This window comes from Brevibacterium rongguiense, from assembly GCF_009857845.1.
Classification (GTDB): domain Bacteria; phylum Actinomycetota; class Actinomycetes; order Actinomycetales; family Brevibacteriaceae; genus Brevibacterium; species Brevibacterium rongguiense.
Window position 1 is genome coordinate 1 of record NZ_WWEQ01000061.1, and the last position, 18,621, is coordinate 18,621.

Below are 18,621 nucleotides of genomic sequence, written 5' to 3' on the forward strand. Positions count from 1 at the left end.
CAACGGGCGACTCGAACACCTCCGCGGCTCCGCCCTCGGCTTCCGCAACCTCACCCACTACATCGCTCGGTCGCTGCTCGAAGCCGGAGGGTTCAGACCCGCGCTACACCCTCATTCGTGAAGAGCCATCAACGAGTCGCCCGACTCCCTCTCCCCCAGGAGCACCATGAAGATCCCTGCGCTCTTCGCAGCCGCAGCACTCGCCGCGACCGCCCTCATCGCCTCGACGCCGGCGTCTGCCACTACCCACGCAACACCATCGAAGATGGACTCGAAAACACACAGCCTGCACGCATTAGCAGGCAAGAAGAAAAAACCTGCTTTAAAGCAGCTCACCAAGGGTCCGCTTTACTCTTCTAATGCGAGAAAAGGGGTGCGCTTTGAAGCGAGCAATCTCAAACCGAAGGCCAGAGTGCGACTCTGCACGGTGATTGTAACTAATGACGTCAGCTCATACTGCACTAAACCGGTTCGAGTAAGCGCCTCTGGTAAAGCTATGTACAAAATTAGCCTTTCCACGCCCGGTCCGCACGAGATGCATATTGAGATCATGGGGTTTGACGAACTCGGTTACGAAGAAACAATAGATTCATTCTATTTTGCACGTAGCGTGCCGATACTAGACGATTTTAAGGGTGCAAAACTCACAGTTTCGCCAAAAGCGCTTCGCGCAAAGAGCCTTCGTGGCGCAAGGCACAAGCCAATCGCCAGGTTAAACAAGTCGAACTACGATGCAGGTGACTAGCGCTTCACGATTCGCAAAAGCGGCAGCAAGAAGGTGATCGCGAAGCGCACGATCCGAAACGACGGTTTCCTTAAGCCCGCCTATCGTATTACCAAGCGCGTCGCGCGACTGATGTCGAAGAAACCCGGCAAGTACATCATCACGCTCACCCCTGATTACGCGCGTCAGACCAAAACGACATTCACTGTCAAACGCTGAGGGAGAACACCGCGTGCTGACAGGAGTCGTGCGGGGCGGCCCCGGGTAACACAACGGCCGGGCAACCATGAGAATGGTTGCCCGGCCGTAGTCACTGTCCGTGGTCGAGTCAGCGGTCGCGCTCACCGCAGCGAGCCCTCCCGAGAGTCTGGTGCGGGCGCCGCTGCTGGCGTTGCTGCACGCTTGGCATTCAGCAGGACCAGCCTCGCAATGTACCGCCCCTACTGCCCGGCTGCCTCCCGCAGCGTCCCGGCCGGCATGAGCGCCCCGGCAAACCCGGTGCGCCGGCGCTGCCGACCGTGGACGATCGAGACGACGTCCCCGGAGGTGCCGGCCGCGAACACGCGATCGGCACCCGAAGGGCGCTCGCGCATCCCGCGCAGCTGAGCGCTGAGCGCACTGGCTCTGCGCTGGGCGCGGCGCACCTCCTCGCTCAGCTCGAGGATCCGGCGGATGCCCGCCAGGTTGATCCCCTCCTCCTGGGAGAGCTGCTGGATGAGGCGCAAACGGCGGACGTCCTCGGCGGAATAGCGCCGTCCGCGGCCCGCCGCGCGCTTGGGCGTCACGAGGCCCATCCGGTCGTACTGCCGCAGCGTCTGCGGGTGCATGCCCGCAAGCTCCGCGGCCACGGAGATCACGTAGAGGGCGGCATTCTCGTCGATCTGCATCGCACTCAGCTCGCCTTCGCCTTGCTGTAGAGGTCCTTCCTGGGATCCTCGCCCTCCGTGGCCTTCGCAAACGCCTCGACGGCCTCCTTGGCCGCGTCGTCGAGCTTCTTCGGCACGACCACCTCGACGGTGACGAGCAGGTCGCCGCGGCGGGCCTTGCCCTCGATGCCCTTGCCGCGCACGCGCAGGACGCGGCCGGACGGGGTGCCCGCCGGGATCTTCATCTTCACGGTGGGCCCGTCCAGGGTAGGCACCTCGACGGTGGCCCCCAGCGCGGCCTCCGGGAAGGTCACCGGCAGCTCGAGGCGCAGGTTGTCCCCGTCGCGGGTGAAGACCGGGTGCTTCTCCACGTGGACGGTGAGGATGACGTCGCCGCTCTCCCCGCCGTTGGGGCTGGCCTTGCCCTTGCCCTTGAGCTTGATCTTCTGGCCGTCCTTGACGCCCACGGGCGTGCGCACGGTCAGCGTCTTGCCGCTGGGCATCTTCAGGCGCACGCTCGCGCCCTTGGCCGCCTCGGTGAAGTTCAGCGTGGTCGTGGAGCGGATGTCCCCGCCCTTCGTCGGGCCGGTCGAGTACCCGCCGCCGAATCCACCGCCGGAGCCGCCGAAGCCGCCGAGCAGGTCATCGAGGTCGAACGGCACTTCGCCGCCGCCGTAGCCCTGCTGGCCGCCGCCGAAGCCACCTCCGAAGCCGCCGCCCGAGGTGCCCGGGTAGCCACCGCCGCGTGTCGTGTAGCGCGTGCGGCCGCCCCCGCCACCGCCGAACAGGTCGGAGAAGACGTCTTCGAACCCGCCGCCGCCGGCGCTGCCACCGGAGCCGGCGCTGAAGCGCGCCCCGGAGCCCATGGCGCGGACCTGGTCGTACTGCTTGCGGGTCTCCGGATCGGCCAGGACCTGATTGGCCTGGCTGATCTCCTTGAACTTCTCCTCCGCGGCCTTGTCGCCGGGATTCGTATCCGGGTGGTATTTCCGGGCGAGCTTCCGGTAGGCCTTCTTGATCTCCTGTTCGGAGGCGTCCTTGGAGACTCCGAGGGTCTTGTAGAAGTCCTTCTCGAACCAGTCGTTCTGAGGTCCGGCTGTCACCTGGCACCCCCTTCCTCAGGCATAGCGCCCAATCAGTGCTGAAAAATCTGCTGTCTGCTGCTCACGCCGTTCGGTGTGCCCCACGCGTGTGCGGCTGCTGCGCTCACGGTTCCGGGAGGCGCCCCCGCTGGGGCGCTGCCCGGAACCGAGACCGCGTCCGGGACGGCCGAACCGCCCCGGACGACCGCTCATTCTGCGGGCTGGGAGACTCCCACGCGCGCCGCGCGCAGGACCCGGTCGCCCAACCGGTAGCCCGGCTGCATGACGGCGAACACGGTGGGCTCGCCGACTTCGTCGCTGGGCTGCTGCATGAGGGCCTCATGGATGTTCGGGTCGAACTCCTCGCCGACCTCGCCGTACTGCACGAAGCCCGCCTTCTCCAGGGCCGCGCGCAGCTTGGCCACGTGCGACTCGAAGGGGCCCGTGACGTCGCCGTTGTCGGCGGCCAGCTTGACCTCGTCGAGCACCGGGATGATCGCCTCGGCGAACGAGGCGGCGCCGGCGGCGCGCGCCTTGTCCTGCTCCCGCGCCGAGCGGCGGCGGTAGGCCGCGTACTCGGCGTTGAGGCGCTGGAGGTCGTCGAGGTACTTCGCGGCCTCCTCGCTCTGCGGGGCGGGGGCGTTCTCCGGATCCAGCGCGGAGGCGTCGTCGGGGATGTCGACGCCCAGGTCCGCAGCGTCTGCGGCCCCCTCCGCGGCCGAGGCGCCGGCCGGGCCAGCGCCCGCCCCCGCCTCGGCCTCGTGCGGCTCGCGGACCGCGCCGGAGTCCGGGTCGACCCGGCGCTTGTCGCTGAACGAGAAGCCCTGCGCGGCCTGGTCCTCCTGGTTGCCCTGGTCTGACTGGGGGCCGTTCTCGGGATTCTCTGCGGTCATTACTTCTTCCCCTCGTCCTCATCGTCGACGACCTCGGCATCGACGACGTCGTCGTCGGAACCGGAATCGGCATCGGAGGCTCCGGCGCCGCCCTGGGCGCCGTCGGCCTGGCCCTCCTGCGCGGACTGGGCCGCGTAGAGCGCCTCGCCGATCTTCGACTGGCTCTCGGTGAGCTTGTCCGCCGCGGCCTTGACCGCGTCGTCGTCGTCGCCCTTGAGCGCTTCCTTCAGCGCCTCCACATCGGCTGTGACCTGGGACTTGACGTCCTCGGGCAGCTTGTCGCCGTTGTCGGTAACGAGCTTCTCCGTGGAGTACGCCAGGTTCTCCGCCACGTTGCGCTGGTCGGCGGCCTCGCGCTTGGCCTTGTCCTCGGAGGCGTGCTCCTCGGCCTCGCGGACCATGCGGTCGATGTCCTCCTGCGGGATCGCGGATCCGCCGGTGATCGTCATCGACTGCTCCTGGCCCGTGCCCTTGTCCGTGGCGGACACGTGCACGATGCCGTTGGCGTCGATGTCGAAGGACACCTCGATCTGCGGCATGCCGCGGGGGGCCGGGGCGATGCCGGTGAGCTCGAACGTGCCCAGCGGCTTGTTGTCGCGGGTGAACTCGCGCTCGCCCTGGAAGACCTGGATCGACACGGACGGCTGGTTGTCCTCGGCCGTCGTGAACGTCTCCGACTTCTTCGTGGGGATCGGCGTGTTGCGCTCGATGAGCTTCGTCATCACGCCGCCCTTGGTCTCGAGGCCCAGCGACAGCGGGGTGACGTCGATGAGCAGGACGTCCTTGCGCTCGCCCTTGAGGACGCCCGCCTGGACGGCCGCGCCGATCGCGACGACCTCATCCGGGTTCACGCCCTTGTTGGGCTCCTTGCCGCCGGTCAGCTCGGTGATGACCTTCGTGACGGCGGGCATGCGGGTCGAGCCGCCCACGAGGACCACGTGGTCCACCTCGGAGACCTTGACACCGGCATCGCGCATGACGGCCTCGAACGGGGCCTTCGTGCGGTCGAGCAGGTCCTTGGTCAGCTCCTCCTGGAACTTGGCGCGCGTGAGCGTCTCGTCCAGGTGGATGGGGCCGTTCTCGCTCATGGACAGGTACTGCAGCGAGATGTTCGTGCTCGTCGCGGACGACAGCTCCTTCTTCGCCTGCTCAGCGGCCTCCTTGAGGCGCTGCAGCGCGGTGGTGTCCTTCGACAGGTCCACGCCGTAGTTGTCCTTGACCTGCTTGATCAGCCAGTCGACGATCGCCTGGTCCCAGTCGTCGCCGCCGAGCTTGTTGTCGCCGCTGGTGGCGCGCACCTGGATGGTGGAGAAGTCGTCATCGTCCTTGCCGACCTCCAGCAGGGACACGTCGAACGTGCCGCCGCCCAGGTCGAAGACGAGGATGAGCTCGTCCTCCTTGCCGCGCTCCAGGCCGTAGGCCAGGGCCGCGGCGGTGGGCTCGTTGATGATGCGCAGGACGTTGAGGCCGGCGATCTGACCGGCGTCCTTCGTGGCCTGGCGCTGCGCGTCGTTGAAGTACGCGGGGACCGTGATGACCGCGTCGGTCACCGGCTCCTGCAGGTACTCCTCCGCGTCGTGCTTGAGCTTCTGGAGGATGCGCGCGGAGATCTCCGGAGCCGTCAGCTCCTTGCCGCCCAGCTCCGTCTTCCAGTCCTCGCCCATGTGGCGCTTGACCGACGAGACGGTGTTCTTCACGTTCGTGACGGCCTGGCGCTTGGCGATCTCGCCCACGAGCGAGTCGCCGTTCTTGTTCACGGCAACGACGGACGGGGTGGTCCGGCTGCCCTCTGCGTTTGCGATGACCTTCGGCTCGCCGCCCTCGAGGACCGCGACGACGGAGTTCGTCGTACCGAGATCGATGCCAACTGCACGTGACATGTGGTGCTCCTTCGCTTGAGTTCTTCAGTCGAGTCGCTGGCGGCCGTGCGGCGGACCGCACGCCTTGAGTGCCATCGACTCAAGTCTTGTCGCTTGCTCCCCGGGCTGTCAATCCCCCGGGGCGCAGACTTGCGTACACCCGACTCAACTTTGCTGCGCGAAGGATTATTCCGATCGGGCGGAAAAGTTTTCCACAGGCGGCAGGGGCGGCGGCACCGCCGGGTGTCAAGGCCGTGCAAAGATTCCGCCGCCCGGCGTAAACGAGGCGCAAAGCCCGCGCCGCGGGGCGGCCGCGCGGCGGTTGAGTGAGCGGGTCCGCTCCCCCACTCCACCCCAAGGACTCACAATGAAAGACCTCCTGCAGATCGCGGCGGTGCTGGCCGTCCTCGCCGCGCTGCACCGGCCGCTCGGCGCCTACATGGCCCGCCTGCTGACCTCGCGGCGGGACACGACGGTCGAGCGCCTCATCTACCGCGCGGTGCGCGTTGCCCCCCGGGCCGGCCAGCCGTGGCGGGTCTACCTGCGCGACGTGCTCACGTTCTCCGCCGTCTCGATCGTGGCCCTCACCCTCCTGCAGAGCATCCAGGGCTGGCTGCCCCTGGGCCGCGGCGCCGGCCCCGTGCACCTCGACCAGGCCATCAACACGGCGGTCTCGTTCACAACGAATACGAACTGGCAGTCCTACTCGGGCGAGACCGCGGTCACCCAGCTCACCCAGATGCTGGGCCTGGCCGTGCAGAACTTCGTCTCCGCCGCCGTGGGCATCGCGGTCGTGGCGGCCTTCATCCGCGGCCTCGCCGCGCGGCGCACCGGGCGCTCGGCCTCCGGCGGCGCACCCCCGCTGGGCAACTTCTGGGTGGACCTCACCCGCATCAGCCTGCGCCTGCTCCTGCCGATCGCCGCGGTGGGCGCGGTCCTCCTCATCCTGGGTGGGGCCATCCAGAACTTCCACGGCCCGCAGACCATCACCACACTGGACGGCAGCCAGCAGACGATCCCCGGCGGCCTCGTCGCCTCCCAGGAGTCGATCAAGGTCCTCGGCACGAACGGCGGCGGCTACTTCAACGCGAACTCCGCCCACCCGTTCGAGAACCCCGCGGAGTGGACGAACCTCCTCCAGGTGGCGCTCATCCTCCTCATCCCTTCCGCCCTGCCGCGCACGTTCGGCATCATGGTGGGCGACAGGCGCCAGGGCTGGTCCGTACTGGGCGCGATGGCCGTGCTGTTCCTCGCCTCGCTGGCCGCCACCGTGTGGGCCGAGACGGCGCTGACCGGCGATGCGAAGCTCGCCGGGGCCTCGCTCGAGGGCCGTGAGCTGCGCTTCGGCACCGTCGCCTCCGCGTTCTTCGCCACCGCCACGACGCTGACCTCCACCGGCGCGGTCGACAGCTTCCACTCGAGCTATTCGGGCCTGGGCGGCGGCGTGCTCATGTTCAACATGCTCCTGGGCGAGATCGCCCCCGGCGGGGTGGGCTCGGGCCTCTACGGCATGCTCGTCATCGCAATCCTGTCCGTGTTCATCTGCGGGCTCATGATCGGGCGCACGCCGGAGTACCTGGGCAAGAAGATCGGGCCGCCGGAGATCCGCCTCGTGGCCGGCTACGTCCTCGTCGTCCCCGCGTGCGTGCTCCTGGGCACCGGCGCCTCGCTGCTCGTACCCGGCGTGCGCGAGGCGATCCTCAACCCCGGCCCCCACGGCCTGTCCGAGGTCCTCTACGCGTTCACCTCGGCATCGAACAACAACGGCTCCGCCTTCGCCGGGCTGGGCGCGGACACGCCCTACCTCAACCTCGCACTCGCCGCGGCGATGGCGCTGGGGCGCTTCGTCCCGATCGCGTTCGTCCTCGCCCTGGCCGGCCGGCTCGCCGGCCAGACCCCCGCCCCGCCCACGAGCGGCACCCTGCCCACGCACCGCCCGCTGTTCGCCGGCGTCATGGTGGGCTGCGCGCTCATCGTCACCGGCCTCACCTACCTCCCCGCCCTCGCACTGGGCCCGCTTGCAGAAGGTCTCTCATGAACTCCTCCGCTCTCCTCGCAGCCTCCGGCGCGGCGCTGCAGAAGCTCGACCCCCGCACCATGATCAAGACCCCCGTCATGCTCATCGTGGAACTCGGCTGTGCCGCCACCCTCGTGTGCGCCCTCCTGCGCCCCTCCGTGTTCGCGTTCGGCCTGGCGGCGTGGCTGTTCCTCACCGTCGTCTTCGCCAACTTCGCCGAGGCGCTGGCCGAGGGCCGCGGGCGCGCGCAGGCCGACGCCCTGCGCGCCTCGCGCTCGAGCCTGCGGGCCCAGCGCGTGGGCCCCGACGGCGGCATCGAGGAGGTGCCAGCCGCCGAGCTCCACGTGGGCGACACCGTGCTCGTGCGCGCCGGCCAGGTGATCCCGGGCGACGGCGACGTCGTCGAGGGCGCCGCCACGGTGGACGAGTCCGCGATCACCGGCGAGTCCGCCCCCGTCATCCGGGAGTCCGGCGGCGACCGCACGGCGGTCACCGGCGGCACGACCGTGCTGTCCAACGAGATCCGCATCGCGATCACCTCGCAGCCGGGGTCCACGTTCATGGACCGGCTCATCGAGCTCGTCGAGGGCGCCAACCGCAAGAAGACGCCCAACGAGACCGCGCTCGACATCTTCCTAGCCGTCCTCACGGTCGTCTTCGCCCTCGCGGTCGTGGCCCTGGCGCCCATGGCCTGGTTCTCCCACGCGCCCCAGTCGCTGCTCGTGCTCATCGCGCTGCTCGTGTGCCTCATCCCCACGACGATCGGCGCGCTGCTCTCCGCGATCGGCATCGCCGGCATGGACCGCCTCGTCAAGCGCAATGTGCTCGCGATGTCCGGCCGCGCCGTCGAGGCGGCCGGCGACGTCTCCACGCTCCTGCTGGACAAGACCGGCACCATCACGATCGGCAACCGCGAGGCCACGGACATCATCCCGCTGGGCGGGGGCAGCCCCCGCGATGCCGCATACGCCGCGCAGCTGAGCTCGCTGGCCGATGAGACCCCGGAGGGCCGCTCGATCGTGCGGCTCGCGGAGACCGGTCTGGGGCTGGCGCCCGTGCCCGAGGACGCCTACGCCCAGGCGCGGTTCGTCCCCTTCTCCGCGGCCACCCGCATGAGCGCGATCCGCCTGCCCGACCGCACGGTCGTCAAGGGCGCCGCCTCGGAGATCGTGGCCTGGGCGCGCGCGGCAGGCGCCGAGGTGCCCCCGGAGCTCGACGCGATCGTCAGCCGCATCAGCGACAAGGGCGGCACCGCGCTCGTCATCGCCGAGGCGACGCCGCTGGCAGGGGCGGACCCCGCCGCCGAGCTCGCTCCCGAAGGCTGCGCCCACGGCCGGATCGTGGGCGTCATCCGGCTGACCGACATCCTCAAGCCCGGCATGGTGGAGCGCTTCGCCCAGCTGCGCCGCATGGGCATCAAGACGGTCATGATCACCGGCGACAACGCGCGCACGGCCAAGGCGATCGCCCGCGAGGCCGGGGTGGACGACTTCCTCGCGGAGGCCAAGCCGGAGGACAAGCTGGCGCTCATCCGCCGGGAGCAGGAGGCCGGCGCCATGGTCGCGATGACCGGCGACGGCACGAACGACGCGCCGGCGCTCGCGCAGGCGGACGTGGGCCTGGCCATGAACACCGGCACGCAGGCCGCGAAGGAGGCCGCGAACATGGTCGACCTCGACTCGGACCCCACGAAGATCATCGAGATCGTGGAGGTGGGCAAGCAGCTGCTCATCACCCGCGGCGCGCTCACCACCTTCTCCATCGCCAACGACCTGGCGAAGTACTTCGCGATCATCCCGGCGATGTTCATGGCCGCGTTCCCCGGGCTGGGCCTGCTCAACATCATGGGGCTCGCCTCCCCGGAGTCCGCGATCACCTCCGCGGTCATCTTCAACGCCCTCGTCATCGTGGCCCTCATCCCGCTGGCGCTGCGCGGGGTGAGCTACACGCCCTCGACGTCGAGCCGGCTGCTGAGCCGCAACCTCCTCATCTACGGGCTGGGCGGGCTCATCGCACCGTTCATCGGCATCAAGCTCATCGACCTCGTCGTCTCCCTCATCCCCGGGCTCGCCTGAGCCTCCGGCCCACGCCAGAAAGGCACGATCATGCACACCGCACTGCGCGGCACCCTCCGCTCCCTCTGGACCTCGGCCAAGGCGCTCGCGGCGCTCTCGCTCATCCTGGGCCTCGCCTACCCGCTCGCCATCTGGTGCATCGGCCGCCTCGACCCCGCCGCCGCGGACGGCTCGCCGCTCACCGACGCGGCCGGCCGCACGGTGGGCTCGACCCGGATCGGGCAGCCCATGCACAGCCCGGAGCTGTTCTCGCCGCGCCCGTCCGCGGCCGGCGACGACGGCTGGGACGCGATGTCCTCGGGCGCCTCGAACCTCGCCAACGACAGCGCGGAGCTGCGCGAGCAGATCGCGGCGCGCCGCGCCTCGGCGGCCCAGGCCAACGGGGCGGACCCCGCGCAGGTGCCCCCGGACGCCCTCACCGCGAGCGGCTCCGGCCTCGACCCGGACATCTCACCGGCCTACGCGCGCCTCCAGGCCGACCGCGTGGCGCGGGCGAACCACGTCGACCGCGCCCGGATCGACGCGCTCATCGCGGCCAACACGCAGCACCCGGCGCTGGGCTTCCTGGGCGAGAAGCGGGTGAATGTGGTTACGCTCAACGCAGCCGTGCGCGCGCTGCACGCCTGAACCCGCACGCCCGAACCCGCACGTCAGTCAAGCCCGAGGGGAGGACCGATGGCCAGGGGCACCCTGAAGATCTACCTGGGAGCCGCGCCCGGCGTGGGCAAGACCTACGCCATGCTCGAAGAGGCCCACGCCCTCATCCAGCAGGGCACCCGCGTGCTCGCCGGCGTCATCGAGACCCACGGGCGCCCGGACACGGCCCGCCTGCTCGAGGGCATCCCGGTCCAGCCGCCCCTGCGCATCGACCACCGGGGCCACGCCGTCGACGAGCTCGACGTGGACGGCATCATCGCCGCGGCGCCGGAGACGGTCCTCGTCGACGAGCTCGCCCACACGAAGGCCGGCGAGGCGGGCGGCAAGCGCTTCGCCGACGTCGAGCGGCTGCTCGCCGCGGGCCTCGACGTCATCTCCACCGTCAACATCCAGCACCTCGAATCGCTGGCGGACGTCGTCGCGGGCATCACGGGCCAGGTGCAGCGCGAGACCATCCCGGACCGGGTGCTGCGCGAGGCAGATCAGGTGGAGCTGGTCGATCTGAGCCCCGAGGCGCTGCGCATCCGGCTGTCGCGCGGGCAGGTCTACCGGCCCGAGCGCATCGATGCGGCGCTCAGCCACTACTTCCGGCTGGGCAATCTCACGGCGCTGCGCGAGCTCGCGCTCCTGTGGACCGCGGACCAGGTGGACGCCGGGCTCGAGGCCTACCGGCGCCGCGAGCGCATCGCGGACCCGTGGCCCGCCCGCGAGCGCATCCTCGTCGCCGTCACCGCCGGCGACGAATCAGCCGCGCTCATCCGGCGCGGCAGCCGGATCGCCGGGCGCGCCGCCGGCCGCGAGCTCCTCGTCGTCACCGTCATCGCGCAGGACGGTCTCGCCCAGCCCACGCCGGAGGACTTGAGCCGGCTGCAGAGCCTCACGGAGTCCCTGGGCGGGACGTGGCACGCGATCGCCGGGGAGGACCCGGCGGCCGCGCTCGCGGACTTCGCCCACACCGCGAACGCCGCGCAGCTCGTCATCGGCACCTCGCGCCGCCGCTTCCCCGCCACCCTGCTGGGCCCGGGGGTGAGCGCGCGGCTCATCCAGGCGGTCGGGGACATCGACATCCACATCGTCCCCCACCGCGCCACCCCGCGCGTGCGGCCCCGGCCGGCCCGCCGCTCCGCGCTCTCCCGTCCGCGCCTCGCGGCCGGCTGGGCGCTGGCCGCGGTGCTGCCGCCGCTGCTCACGGCCGCCTTCCTGGGGCTGGGCCGCGACACCGGCGGGGGGCTGCTCGTCAACATCCTCGCCTACATCGCGGCGGCGGTGGCCGTGGCGCTCGTGGGCGGCTGGTGGCCCGCGCTCGTCGGCTCGCTGGCCGGGGCGCTGCTGCTCAACTGGTTCTTCACCCCGCCCGTCGGCACGCTCACGATCGCCGCGGGCGAGAACATCATCGCCCTCCTCCTGTTCCTCCTCGTGGCCGCGGGGGTGGCCCGGGTCGTCGACACCGCCGCCAGGCGCGCCCGGGAGGCCGCCGAGGCGCGGGAGCAGTCCCTGCTCATGAGCGAGCTGGCGGGCTCGGTCGTGCGCGAGGGCACGAACATCCCCGCGCTCCTCGAGCACATCGCCCACACCTACGGCCAGTCCGCGGCGGTCCTCCAGGCCCGCGCGGGCGGGGGCTGGGAGACGGTGTTCGCCTCCGCAGGCGCCGACGGTGCGAACGACGCCGACGGCTCGGGCGAGGGCGCCAGCGGTTCGGGCGAGGGCGCCGAGCAGGCGCTCACGCTCGACGCGGACTACCGCCTGCTCATCTCCGGCCGCCCGCTCACGGCCGCCGAACAGCAGTCCCTCGACGCCTACTCCGGGCGCATCCTCGCCCTGGCCCGCCAGCGCGAGCTCCAGGACGCCCGCCTCGAGGGGCAGCGCCTGGCCGCTGCGAACGCCGCCCGCACCGCCCTGCTCACGGCGGTCTCGCACGACCTGCGCACCCCGCTCACCGCCATCAAGACCTCCGCGTCCGCCCTGCGGATGGACGATGTCGAGCTGCCCGCGGACGCTCAGGCGGAGCTGCTCGCCGCGATCGAGGACTCGGCCGACCGCCTCGACCGGATCGTCGCGGACCTGCTGCACATGTCGCGGCTGCAGACGGGCGCCCTCGAGGTGCGGGCGCTGCCGTGCGCGGTCGACGAGCTCGTCGCCACCGCGGTGGGCGGCATGGAGCCCGCGGCGGTGCCCGCCGCGCTGCGCACGGACATCCCCGGCGGGCTGCCGCTCGTGCGCACCGATCCGGGCCTGTTCGAGCGCGTGCTCGCCAACCTCGTCCACAACGCGGCCCGCCACGCCGGCCCGGATGTCCTCATCGACGCCGCGGCGGGTGCGGGGCACGTGACGGTGCGGGTCGTCGACCACGGCCCCGGGCTCAGCGACGCGGCGAAGGAGCAGATGTTCACCCCGTTCCACCGGCTGGGCGACCAGGAGGATGCCGACGGCGTGGGGCTGGGCGCGGCGGTCGCGAAGGGCCTGTGCGAGGCGATCGGAGCGCAGCTGTGGGCCGAGGACACGCCGGGCGGCGGCCTCACCGTCGCCGTCGACGTGCCGCTCGCCTCGGCCCCGGAGCCCGCCGCGGCTCGGGAGCCGGCCAGCGCGCAGTACACCGCGGGAGCCCGGCCGTGAGCCCCCGCGGTGCTCCCGCGGCGACTGGCGCGGGGGCCGGCGCCGCCGTGCTCGTCGTCGAGGACGATCCCGCGATCGCGCGGGCCCTCGTCATCAACCTGGGCGCCCGCGGCTACACGGTGCGCCACGCCGCCACCGGTGCGGCAGCCCTGGAGCTCGCCGCGGCCGGCGGGATCGACTGCGTGCTGCTGGACCTGGGCCTGCCGGACATGCCCGGCCTCACCGTGCTCGATGGGATCCGCGGCTGGTCCGCGGTGCCGCTCATCGTCATCACCGCGCGCCACGAGCTGGAGAGCAAGATCGAGGCCCTGGACCGCGGCGCCGACGACTACGTGACGAAGCCGTTCGCGCTGGGCGAGGTGCTCGCGCGGCTGCGCGCCGCGCTGCGCCGCGGCCCCGGGGGCGACGAGCCGGAGCCCTCCGTCATCGCCACCGCCGACGGCGCCCTCGAGGTGGACCTGCGCGCCTCCCAGGTGCGCCGGGACGGCCAGCCGGTGCGGCTGACCCCGCACGAGTGGCGCATCGTCGAGCACCTGGCGCGCAATCGCGACCGCCTCGTCGCCCGCGCCGATCTGCTGCGGGCCGTGTGGGGGCCCGGCTATGAGGGCGAGACGGCCTATCTGCGCGTCTACCTCTCGCAGATCCGCGCGAAACTGGAGCCGGAGCCCGCGCGGCCGCGCTACTTCCTCACGGAGCTGGGCATGGGCTACCGCTTCGCCGCCCAGGGCGCGCCCCGCTGACGCGCGGGCGACACCGCGGCGAGGCCGATGCACAGCACGCCGATGCCCTCGATGATGCACGGCACCGCCGCGGCGAGGACGACGAGCGGATCGGTGTGGGGCAGCCCGCTGCGCCCGCTGGCGGTGATGAGGGCCCAGGACTCGAGGACCGCGCCGAGGCCCACGGCGCACCCGCCCACGATGCCGGCCACCCGGCCGGCCCCCGCGCGGTACCGGGCCGCGAAGACGATGGCGAGCCCCGCGGCGGCGGCGATGAGCAGCGCGCGCACCACCGCGAGGCCGGCAGGGAGGAGGAGAAGCGCCCCCCAGCCCGCGCTCACCGCGCCCACCTCGCAGCGGACCGGGAGGGCGCCTGCCGCCGCGCCGGGCCGAGCAGGGAGAACGCGAGCAGGGCCAGGCCGGCGATGACCATGACCCCCGTGCACATGATCACGACGACGATCAGGCCGAGGAGGAAGAAGATCGCGGACCCGTGCAGGGGGCCGGCGGCCAGCAGGGAGAAGACGATCATCGCGCCCTGGCCCGCGGCCAGGAGGGCGGCGCCCCACGCGGCCAGCAGCCGTGTCCGCCCACGGGCGCGCACCAGGGCGAGGACCATGACCGCCAGCGCGCAGAGCACGAAGAAGGCACGGCCCACCAGCCCGGAGTAGTCGAGGAGCGCGTCGGCGCTCACCTCGGCGCCCCCGCAGCGGCGCGGACAGCGCGGTGGGCGGGCGGTGCGGGCGATACAGGCGGTGCGGCGAGCATACGGTCTCCTTCGGCCGATCGGCGTCCGAGCGCAAGCCTACGGAACCCGCCGCGGAACTCCCCGCCGGGCACTGCCGGGCGCCACCGGGCACCACCGGGCGCCGCTGGGCATTGACAGCCCCCGCCCCACTGGCCGAGCATCGGCCCCACGGAGAGGAGGCGCGCATGGACCGCACACGCAGGCAGCTGCGCCTGGGCATCATCGGCACCGGGGAGATCGCCGCCGCCCTCGTCGACGGCCTGGGACGGGCGGCGCAGCGGGCAGACGGCCCACGCGCGGGGCACGGCCTTGCGGCTGTGCTCTCCCCGCGCGGCGCCCGGACCGCCGCTGCGCTTGCCGCGCGGCACCCCTTCGCGCGCGTCGCGGCCTCCAACCAGGCGGTCGTGGACGACTGCGACGTCCTGCTGCTCAGCGTCGTACCCGATGCGGCACGGGAGGCGCTCACCGGGCTGACCGTCCCGGCCGAGCGGGTCGTCATCAGCGCGATCGCCGCGACGCCGCTCGAGCGCATCCGCGAGTGGACCGGCACCGGCGCCGCGCTCGTCCGCTCGATCCCCATGCCCGCGGTGCGCACCGGCCAGGGCCTCACCGCCGTCTTCCCCGATCACCCCGCGGCACGGGGCCTGTTCGAGCGCGTCGGCACGGTCCTCGCGCTGCCGGACGAGGCTGCCTTCGCCACGCTCTCCACGGCCAGCGCCGCGCTGTCGACCCACTTCCACTTTCTGAGCGCCCTCGCCGACTGGCTCACGCGGGCCGGCATCGAGGACCGGGTGGCGCAAGGCTACGTGCGCGGGCTGTTCGCGGGTGCGGCCCCGGCGCTGTCCGCGGACGTTCCGCTGTCGGATATCGCCGGCTCGCACGAGACGCCCGGCGGCCTCAACGAGCAGCTGCGCGAACACTGGTTCGACGCGCCCAACCGCGCGGCCCTCGACGCCGCCCTGAACGACGTTCATCGGCGGGTTCAAGGCGGCTGACCTGGGGTTGTGACACGACCTCCGCGCAACCGTTGCGAAACCGTCACACCCCCGCGAAGTCGCCGCGACGGTCTCCCGCTACGATCGCTGTTGTGAGTGCAATCACAAGCGATGCGAGCGCCGAGCCCCCGCCGGGAGCCGCGCCATCCGCCCCCCGGCACGCGCCCCTCCTCGAAACCACCGGCATCGAGATCGTCACGGACGCTCAGCGCACCGCCCGGCCCCACCACCTGTTCTGGCCGTGGTTCGCGGCGAACGTCTCCGTGTTCGGCATGAGCTACGGGTCCTATCTGCTGGGCTTCGGGATCTCGTTCTGGCAGGCGAGCATCGTCGCCGTCGTCGGGATCGTCGTGAGCTTCGCGCTCTGCGGCCTCGTGGCCATCGCCGGCAAGCGCGGCTCCGCGCCCACGATGGTCCTCTCCCGTGCGGCGTTCGGCGTCGATGGGCAGAGGCTGCCGGGCATCGCGTCGTGGCTGACGTCGATCGGCTGGGAGACGTCGCTGACGATCACCGCGGTGCTGGCCACCGCCACGGTCTTCGAGGCGCTCGGCTGGGCGACCGGCACGCTCGTCTCCGTGCTCGCCACGCTCGCGATCGCGGGCCTCGTCGTGACCGCCTCCGTGCTGGGCTATCACACGATCATGCGACTCCAGTCCGTGCTCACCTGGCTCACCGGGCTGTGCACCGTGGTCTTCATGCTCATGACGATCCCGCACATCCACTGGGACGCCGTGGCCGCCCAGCCCGCCGGCTCGGCGCAGCAGATGCTGGGCGCGCTCACGATGGTGATGACCGGCATGGGGCTGGGCTGGATCAACATCGCCGCGGACTGGTCGCGCTATCAGCGCCGATCGACCTCGGACGGCGCGATCGTCGCATGGAACGTCATCGGCGGCTCGGTGGCACCCGTGGTCCTCGTGGTCTTCGGCCTGCTGCTGGCGGGCTCGGATCCCGAGCTGGCCGCCGGCATCGAGTCCGACCCGCTGGGCGCTCTCGTGACGCTGCTGCCGCTGTGGGCGCTCATCCCCTTCTGGATCGTCGCGGTGCTCACGCTGGTCTCCGGGGCGGTGCTGGGCATCTACTCCTCCGGCCTGACCCTGCTCAGCCTGGGCATCCGCATCCCCCGCCCGGCGGCCGCCGCGGTCGACGGGCTCATCCTCACGGCCGGCACCATCTGGGTGGTCTTCTTCGCCCAGGACTTCGTCGGCCCCTTCCAGAGCTTCCTCATCACCCTGGGGGTGCCCATCGCCTCCTGGGCCGGCATCCTCATCGCGGACATCCTCACCCGGCGCCGCGACTACGACGAGGCGGCCCTCTTCGACCGCCGGGGCCGCTACGGGTCCGTGGACTGGACCTCGGTGACCACCATGGTCATCGCCTCCGTCCTGGGCTGGGGCCTGGTCGTCAACGGCTACGCCGACGATGCCCCGTGGAACAACTGGCAGGGCTACCTGCTCGGCCCGCTGGGCGGCAAGGACGGCACGTGGGCGTACTCCAACCTGGGAGTGCTCGCCGCCCTGGTCCTCAGCTTCGCCGTCACACTCATAGCCCGCCACCCCACGATCCGCCGTCAGGAGAAGCAATGAGAGCCTGTCGCCTCGCAGATTCGCACCTGGTCGTCATCGACCCGCAGTCCGTGTTCGCCGACCCCGCCTCCCAATGGTGCGCGGACGGCTTCGATGCCGCCATGGCCCAGACCTCCGAGTTGGCGCCCCTGTTCGGCGAGCGGGTCCTCGTGACCCGGTGGCTGCCCACGGCGGACCGCGCCACGGCGTGGCGCGACTACTTCGAGCGCTGGCCATTCGCCGACGTCGCGGCCGATGATCCGCTCTTCGACCTCGTCCCGGCGGCACAGGACCTGCTCGCGGAGGGCCGCAGGCCCGTCGACCGGCCCACGTTCGGCAAGTGGGGCCGCGAGCTCGCCGACCTCATCGGCGTCGACGAGCACGTGGCGGACTGGAGCGGCTGGACGAAGGGCCCGGGCAGCCGCCTGGTGCTCACGGGGGTCGCGACGGACTGCTGCGTCATCGCCACGGCGCTGGCCGCCGCGGACGCCGGCGTCTTCGTCACCGTCGTCTCCGATGGCTGCGCGGGCTCCAGCCGGGAGAACCACGAGCGCGCGCTCGCGCTCATGGAGCTCTCCGCCCCGCTCATCGAGGTCTCGACCGCCGCCCAGGTGCGCGAGCGCATGGGCCAGTAGCGCGCAGACGCCCGAGGCGCGCCCGAGGCGCGGGCCTCAGACCGCGCCGCGCTCGAGCATGCTGCGCCCGGTCTGCGCTATGGTCTCGCGCGCCGGGCGCGCCCGCAGGCCGAGCACGCGCTCGGCGCGGCTGACGTCGATCTCCTTCGTCCCGCCCAGCTCCGCGGCGAAGTCGCGGGCGGCGGGGACCACGCGGGCCGCTGCGCGCACCAGCCAATTGGGGATGCGCCGCGTCGGCACCTTCGCCGCCCGCGCCCCGAGGGCCTGCCGCAGCGTCCCGGCGATCTGGGCCATGGTCATGCCCTCCCGGCCGCCCACGATGAACCGCCGACCGGCCGCCTCGGCAGCCGTGAGGGCCGCCGCGTGGGCGGCGGCGACGTCGCGGACGTCGACCACCGGGAACCACATGTCGAGCAGCCCGGGCAGAGCGCCGGCGAGCATGCGGCGGATGAGCTCGTTGCCGCCGCTGACCGAGGGCCCCAGCACGGGGCCGAAGACGGCGGTGGGGCACAGCGCCACGAGTTCGAACCCGGGACCGGCCTGGGCCGCGAACTCCCACGCGTCCTGCTCGGCGAGGGTCTTCGAGGCGGTGTACGCGCTCACCCCCGGGCCCGCCAGGCGCGTCCAGGAATCCTCATCGAAGCGCGGGAGCCTGGACCCGAACCCGAAGCCCACCGACCCGAACGAGGACGTCATGACGACGCGGGAGACGCCCGCGGCCTCGGCGGCCCCCAGGACCCGCAGCGTGCCCTCGCGGGCCGGGGCGATGACCTCCTGGGGATCCTTGGGCTCCGCGGCCGGAACCGGTGAGGCGACGTGCAGGACGCCGTCGCAGCCCTCCATCGCCGCGGCCCAGCCCGCGTCGTCCATGAGGTCGGCGGTGGCGAATTCGAGTCCGGCAACCACCTCGCCCAGCTCGAATCCGCTCGCCTGCCCGGCGCGCGCAACGGCCTCGCGCACGCGCTGCTGGCTGCCGGCCGAGCGCACCGTGGTGCGCACCGTGCGACCCTGCGCGAGCAGCTGGGCCATGCAGTAGGCGGCGATGAAGGGCCCTGACCCCGGGTCTTGGACACGTGGAATCCAGCAGTTGCTGGAGGAAGCGAGATGATCAGGACTATGGCCAGGAAGAACTACTCCGATGAGTTCCGTCGGCAGGCCGTCGACTTGTACGAG

17 protein-coding genes are annotated in these 18,621 nt (G+C 71.7%); 10 read left to right on the forward strand and 7 right to left on the reverse strand.

What is annotated here, in order from left to right; translation table 11 throughout:
* Window positions 1–166: 166 nt before the first annotated feature.
* Entirely contained in the window at window positions 167–745 is a 579-nt protein-coding gene (locus GSY69_RS11545) for a hypothetical protein (RefSeq protein ID WP_160953995.1), read from the forward strand.
* Window positions 746–778: 33 nt separating this feature from the next.
* Window positions 779–943, forward strand: coding sequence for a hypothetical protein (locus tag GSY69_RS11550; RefSeq protein ID WP_160953996.1), 165 nt, complete (start codon window positions 779–781; stop codon window positions 941–943).
* Between the two features lie 221 nt (window positions 944–1,164).
* On the opposite strand, the gene GSY69_RS11555 is transcribed toward GSY69_RS11550, so the two are convergent.
* From GSY69_RS11555 to dnaK, 4 genes are all read right to left on the reverse strand, one after another.
* Complete coding sequence (locus tag GSY69_RS11555) at window positions 1,165–1,611, reverse strand: heat shock protein transcriptional repressor HspR (protein WP_160953997.1); 447 nt, start codon at window positions 1,609–1,611, stop codon at window positions 1,165–1,167.
* 5 nt (window positions 1,612–1,616) lie between these two features.
* Window positions 1,617–2,693: a DnaJ C-terminal domain-containing protein gene (locus GSY69_RS11560; protein ID WP_160953998.1), complete on the reverse strand. Its 1,077-nt coding sequence runs from the start codon at window positions 2,691–2,693 to the stop codon at window positions 1,617–1,619.
* Window positions 2,694–2,881: 188 nt separating this feature from the next.
* Window positions 2,882–3,565: a nucleotide exchange factor GrpE gene (locus tag GSY69_RS11565; protein ID WP_160953999.1), complete on the reverse strand. Its 684-nt coding sequence runs from the start codon at window positions 3,563–3,565 to the stop codon at window positions 2,882–2,884.
* Window positions 3,565–5,445 carry a molecular chaperone DnaK gene (gene dnaK, locus GSY69_RS11570; protein ID WP_160954000.1) on the reverse strand — a complete coding sequence of 627 codons (1,881 nt, stop codon included), beginning with the start codon at window positions 5,443–5,445 and terminating at the stop codon, window positions 3,565–3,567. Before dnaK ends, GSY69_RS11565 begins: the two co-directional genes overlap by 1 nt.
* 346 nt (window positions 5,446–5,791) lie before the next feature.
* On the opposite strand from dnaK, the gene kdpA reads away from it, so the two are divergent.
* Genes kdpA through GSY69_RS11595 form a run of 5 tightly spaced genes read left to right on the forward strand, consistent with a single transcriptional unit; the run spans window position 5,792 to window position 13,526 of the window.
* Window positions 5,792–7,462: a potassium-transporting ATPase subunit KdpA gene (gene kdpA, locus GSY69_RS11575; protein WP_160954001.1), complete on the forward strand. Its 1,671-nt coding sequence runs from the start codon at window positions 5,792–5,794 to the stop codon at window positions 7,460–7,462.
* Complete coding sequence (kdpB, locus tag GSY69_RS11580) at window positions 7,459–9,516, forward strand: potassium-transporting ATPase subunit KdpB (RefSeq protein WP_160954002.1); 2,058 nt, start codon at window positions 7,459–7,461, stop codon at window positions 9,514–9,516. Before kdpA ends, kdpB begins: the two co-directional genes overlap by 4 nt.
* A 30-nt stretch (window positions 9,517–9,546) precedes the next feature.
* Window positions 9,547–10,143, forward strand: a complete 597-nt coding sequence (kdpC, locus tag GSY69_RS11585; protein ID WP_160954003.1) for a K(+)-transporting ATPase subunit C — start codon at window positions 9,547–9,549, stop codon at window positions 10,141–10,143.
* Between the two features lie 48 nt (window positions 10,144–10,191).
* A complete protein-coding gene (locus tag GSY69_RS11590) occupies window positions 10,192–12,786 on the forward strand; it encodes a sensor histidine kinase (protein WP_160954004.1) in 2,595 nt (864 codons plus the stop codon).
* Complete coding sequence (locus GSY69_RS11595; protein WP_328698860.1) at window positions 12,783–13,526, forward strand: response regulator transcription factor; 744 nt, start codon at window positions 12,783–12,785, stop codon at window positions 13,524–13,526. Before GSY69_RS11590 ends, GSY69_RS11595 begins: the two co-directional genes overlap by 4 nt.
* On the opposite strand, the gene GSY69_RS11600 is transcribed toward GSY69_RS11595, so the two are convergent.
* Together GSY69_RS11600 and GSY69_RS11605 are read right to left on the reverse strand one after the other, a co-directional pair.
* Window positions 13,493–13,846 carry a hypothetical protein gene (locus tag GSY69_RS11600; protein WP_160954005.1) on the reverse strand — a complete coding sequence of 118 codons (354 nt, stop codon included), beginning with the start codon at window positions 13,844–13,846 and terminating at the stop codon, window positions 13,493–13,495. The two genes, GSY69_RS11595 and GSY69_RS11600, sit on opposite strands and share 34 nt — an antisense overlap.
* On the reverse strand, window positions 13,843–14,199 hold the full coding sequence (locus GSY69_RS11605; protein ID WP_160954006.1) for a hypothetical protein: 357 nt from the start codon (window positions 14,197–14,199) through the stop codon (window positions 13,843–13,845). The genes GSY69_RS11600 and GSY69_RS11605 overlap by 4 nt, the downstream gene beginning before the upstream one ends.
* 239 nt (window positions 14,200–14,438) lie before the next feature.
* Between GSY69_RS11605 and GSY69_RS11610 the strand changes: the two genes are divergently transcribed.
* From GSY69_RS11610 to GSY69_RS11620, 3 genes are all read left to right on the forward strand, one after another.
* Entirely contained in the window at window positions 14,439–15,248 is an 810-nt protein-coding gene (locus tag GSY69_RS11610; RefSeq protein ID WP_160954007.1) for an NAD(P)-binding domain-containing protein, read from the forward strand.
* Between the two features lie 101 nt (window positions 15,249–15,349).
* On the forward strand, window positions 15,350–16,834 hold the full coding sequence (locus GSY69_RS11615; RefSeq protein WP_160954011.1) for a purine-cytosine permease family protein: 1,485 nt from the start codon (window positions 15,350–15,352) through the stop codon (window positions 16,832–16,834).
* Window positions 16,831–17,448, forward strand: a complete 618-nt coding sequence (locus GSY69_RS11620; RefSeq protein ID WP_160954008.1) for a cysteine hydrolase family protein — start codon at window positions 16,831–16,833, stop codon at window positions 17,446–17,448. Before GSY69_RS11615 ends, GSY69_RS11620 begins: the two co-directional genes overlap by 4 nt.
* Before the next feature lie 36 nt (window positions 17,449–17,484).
* Here the strand turns inward: GSY69_RS11620 and GSY69_RS11625 are convergent, their stop codons facing one another.
* Window positions 17,485–18,603 (reverse strand): NAD-dependent epimerase/dehydratase family protein, encoded by a 1,119-nt coding sequence (locus GSY69_RS11625; RefSeq protein ID WP_268892208.1) that lies wholly within the window; start codon window positions 18,601–18,603, stop codon window positions 17,485–17,487.
* Window positions 18,604–18,621 lie beyond the last annotated feature (18 nt).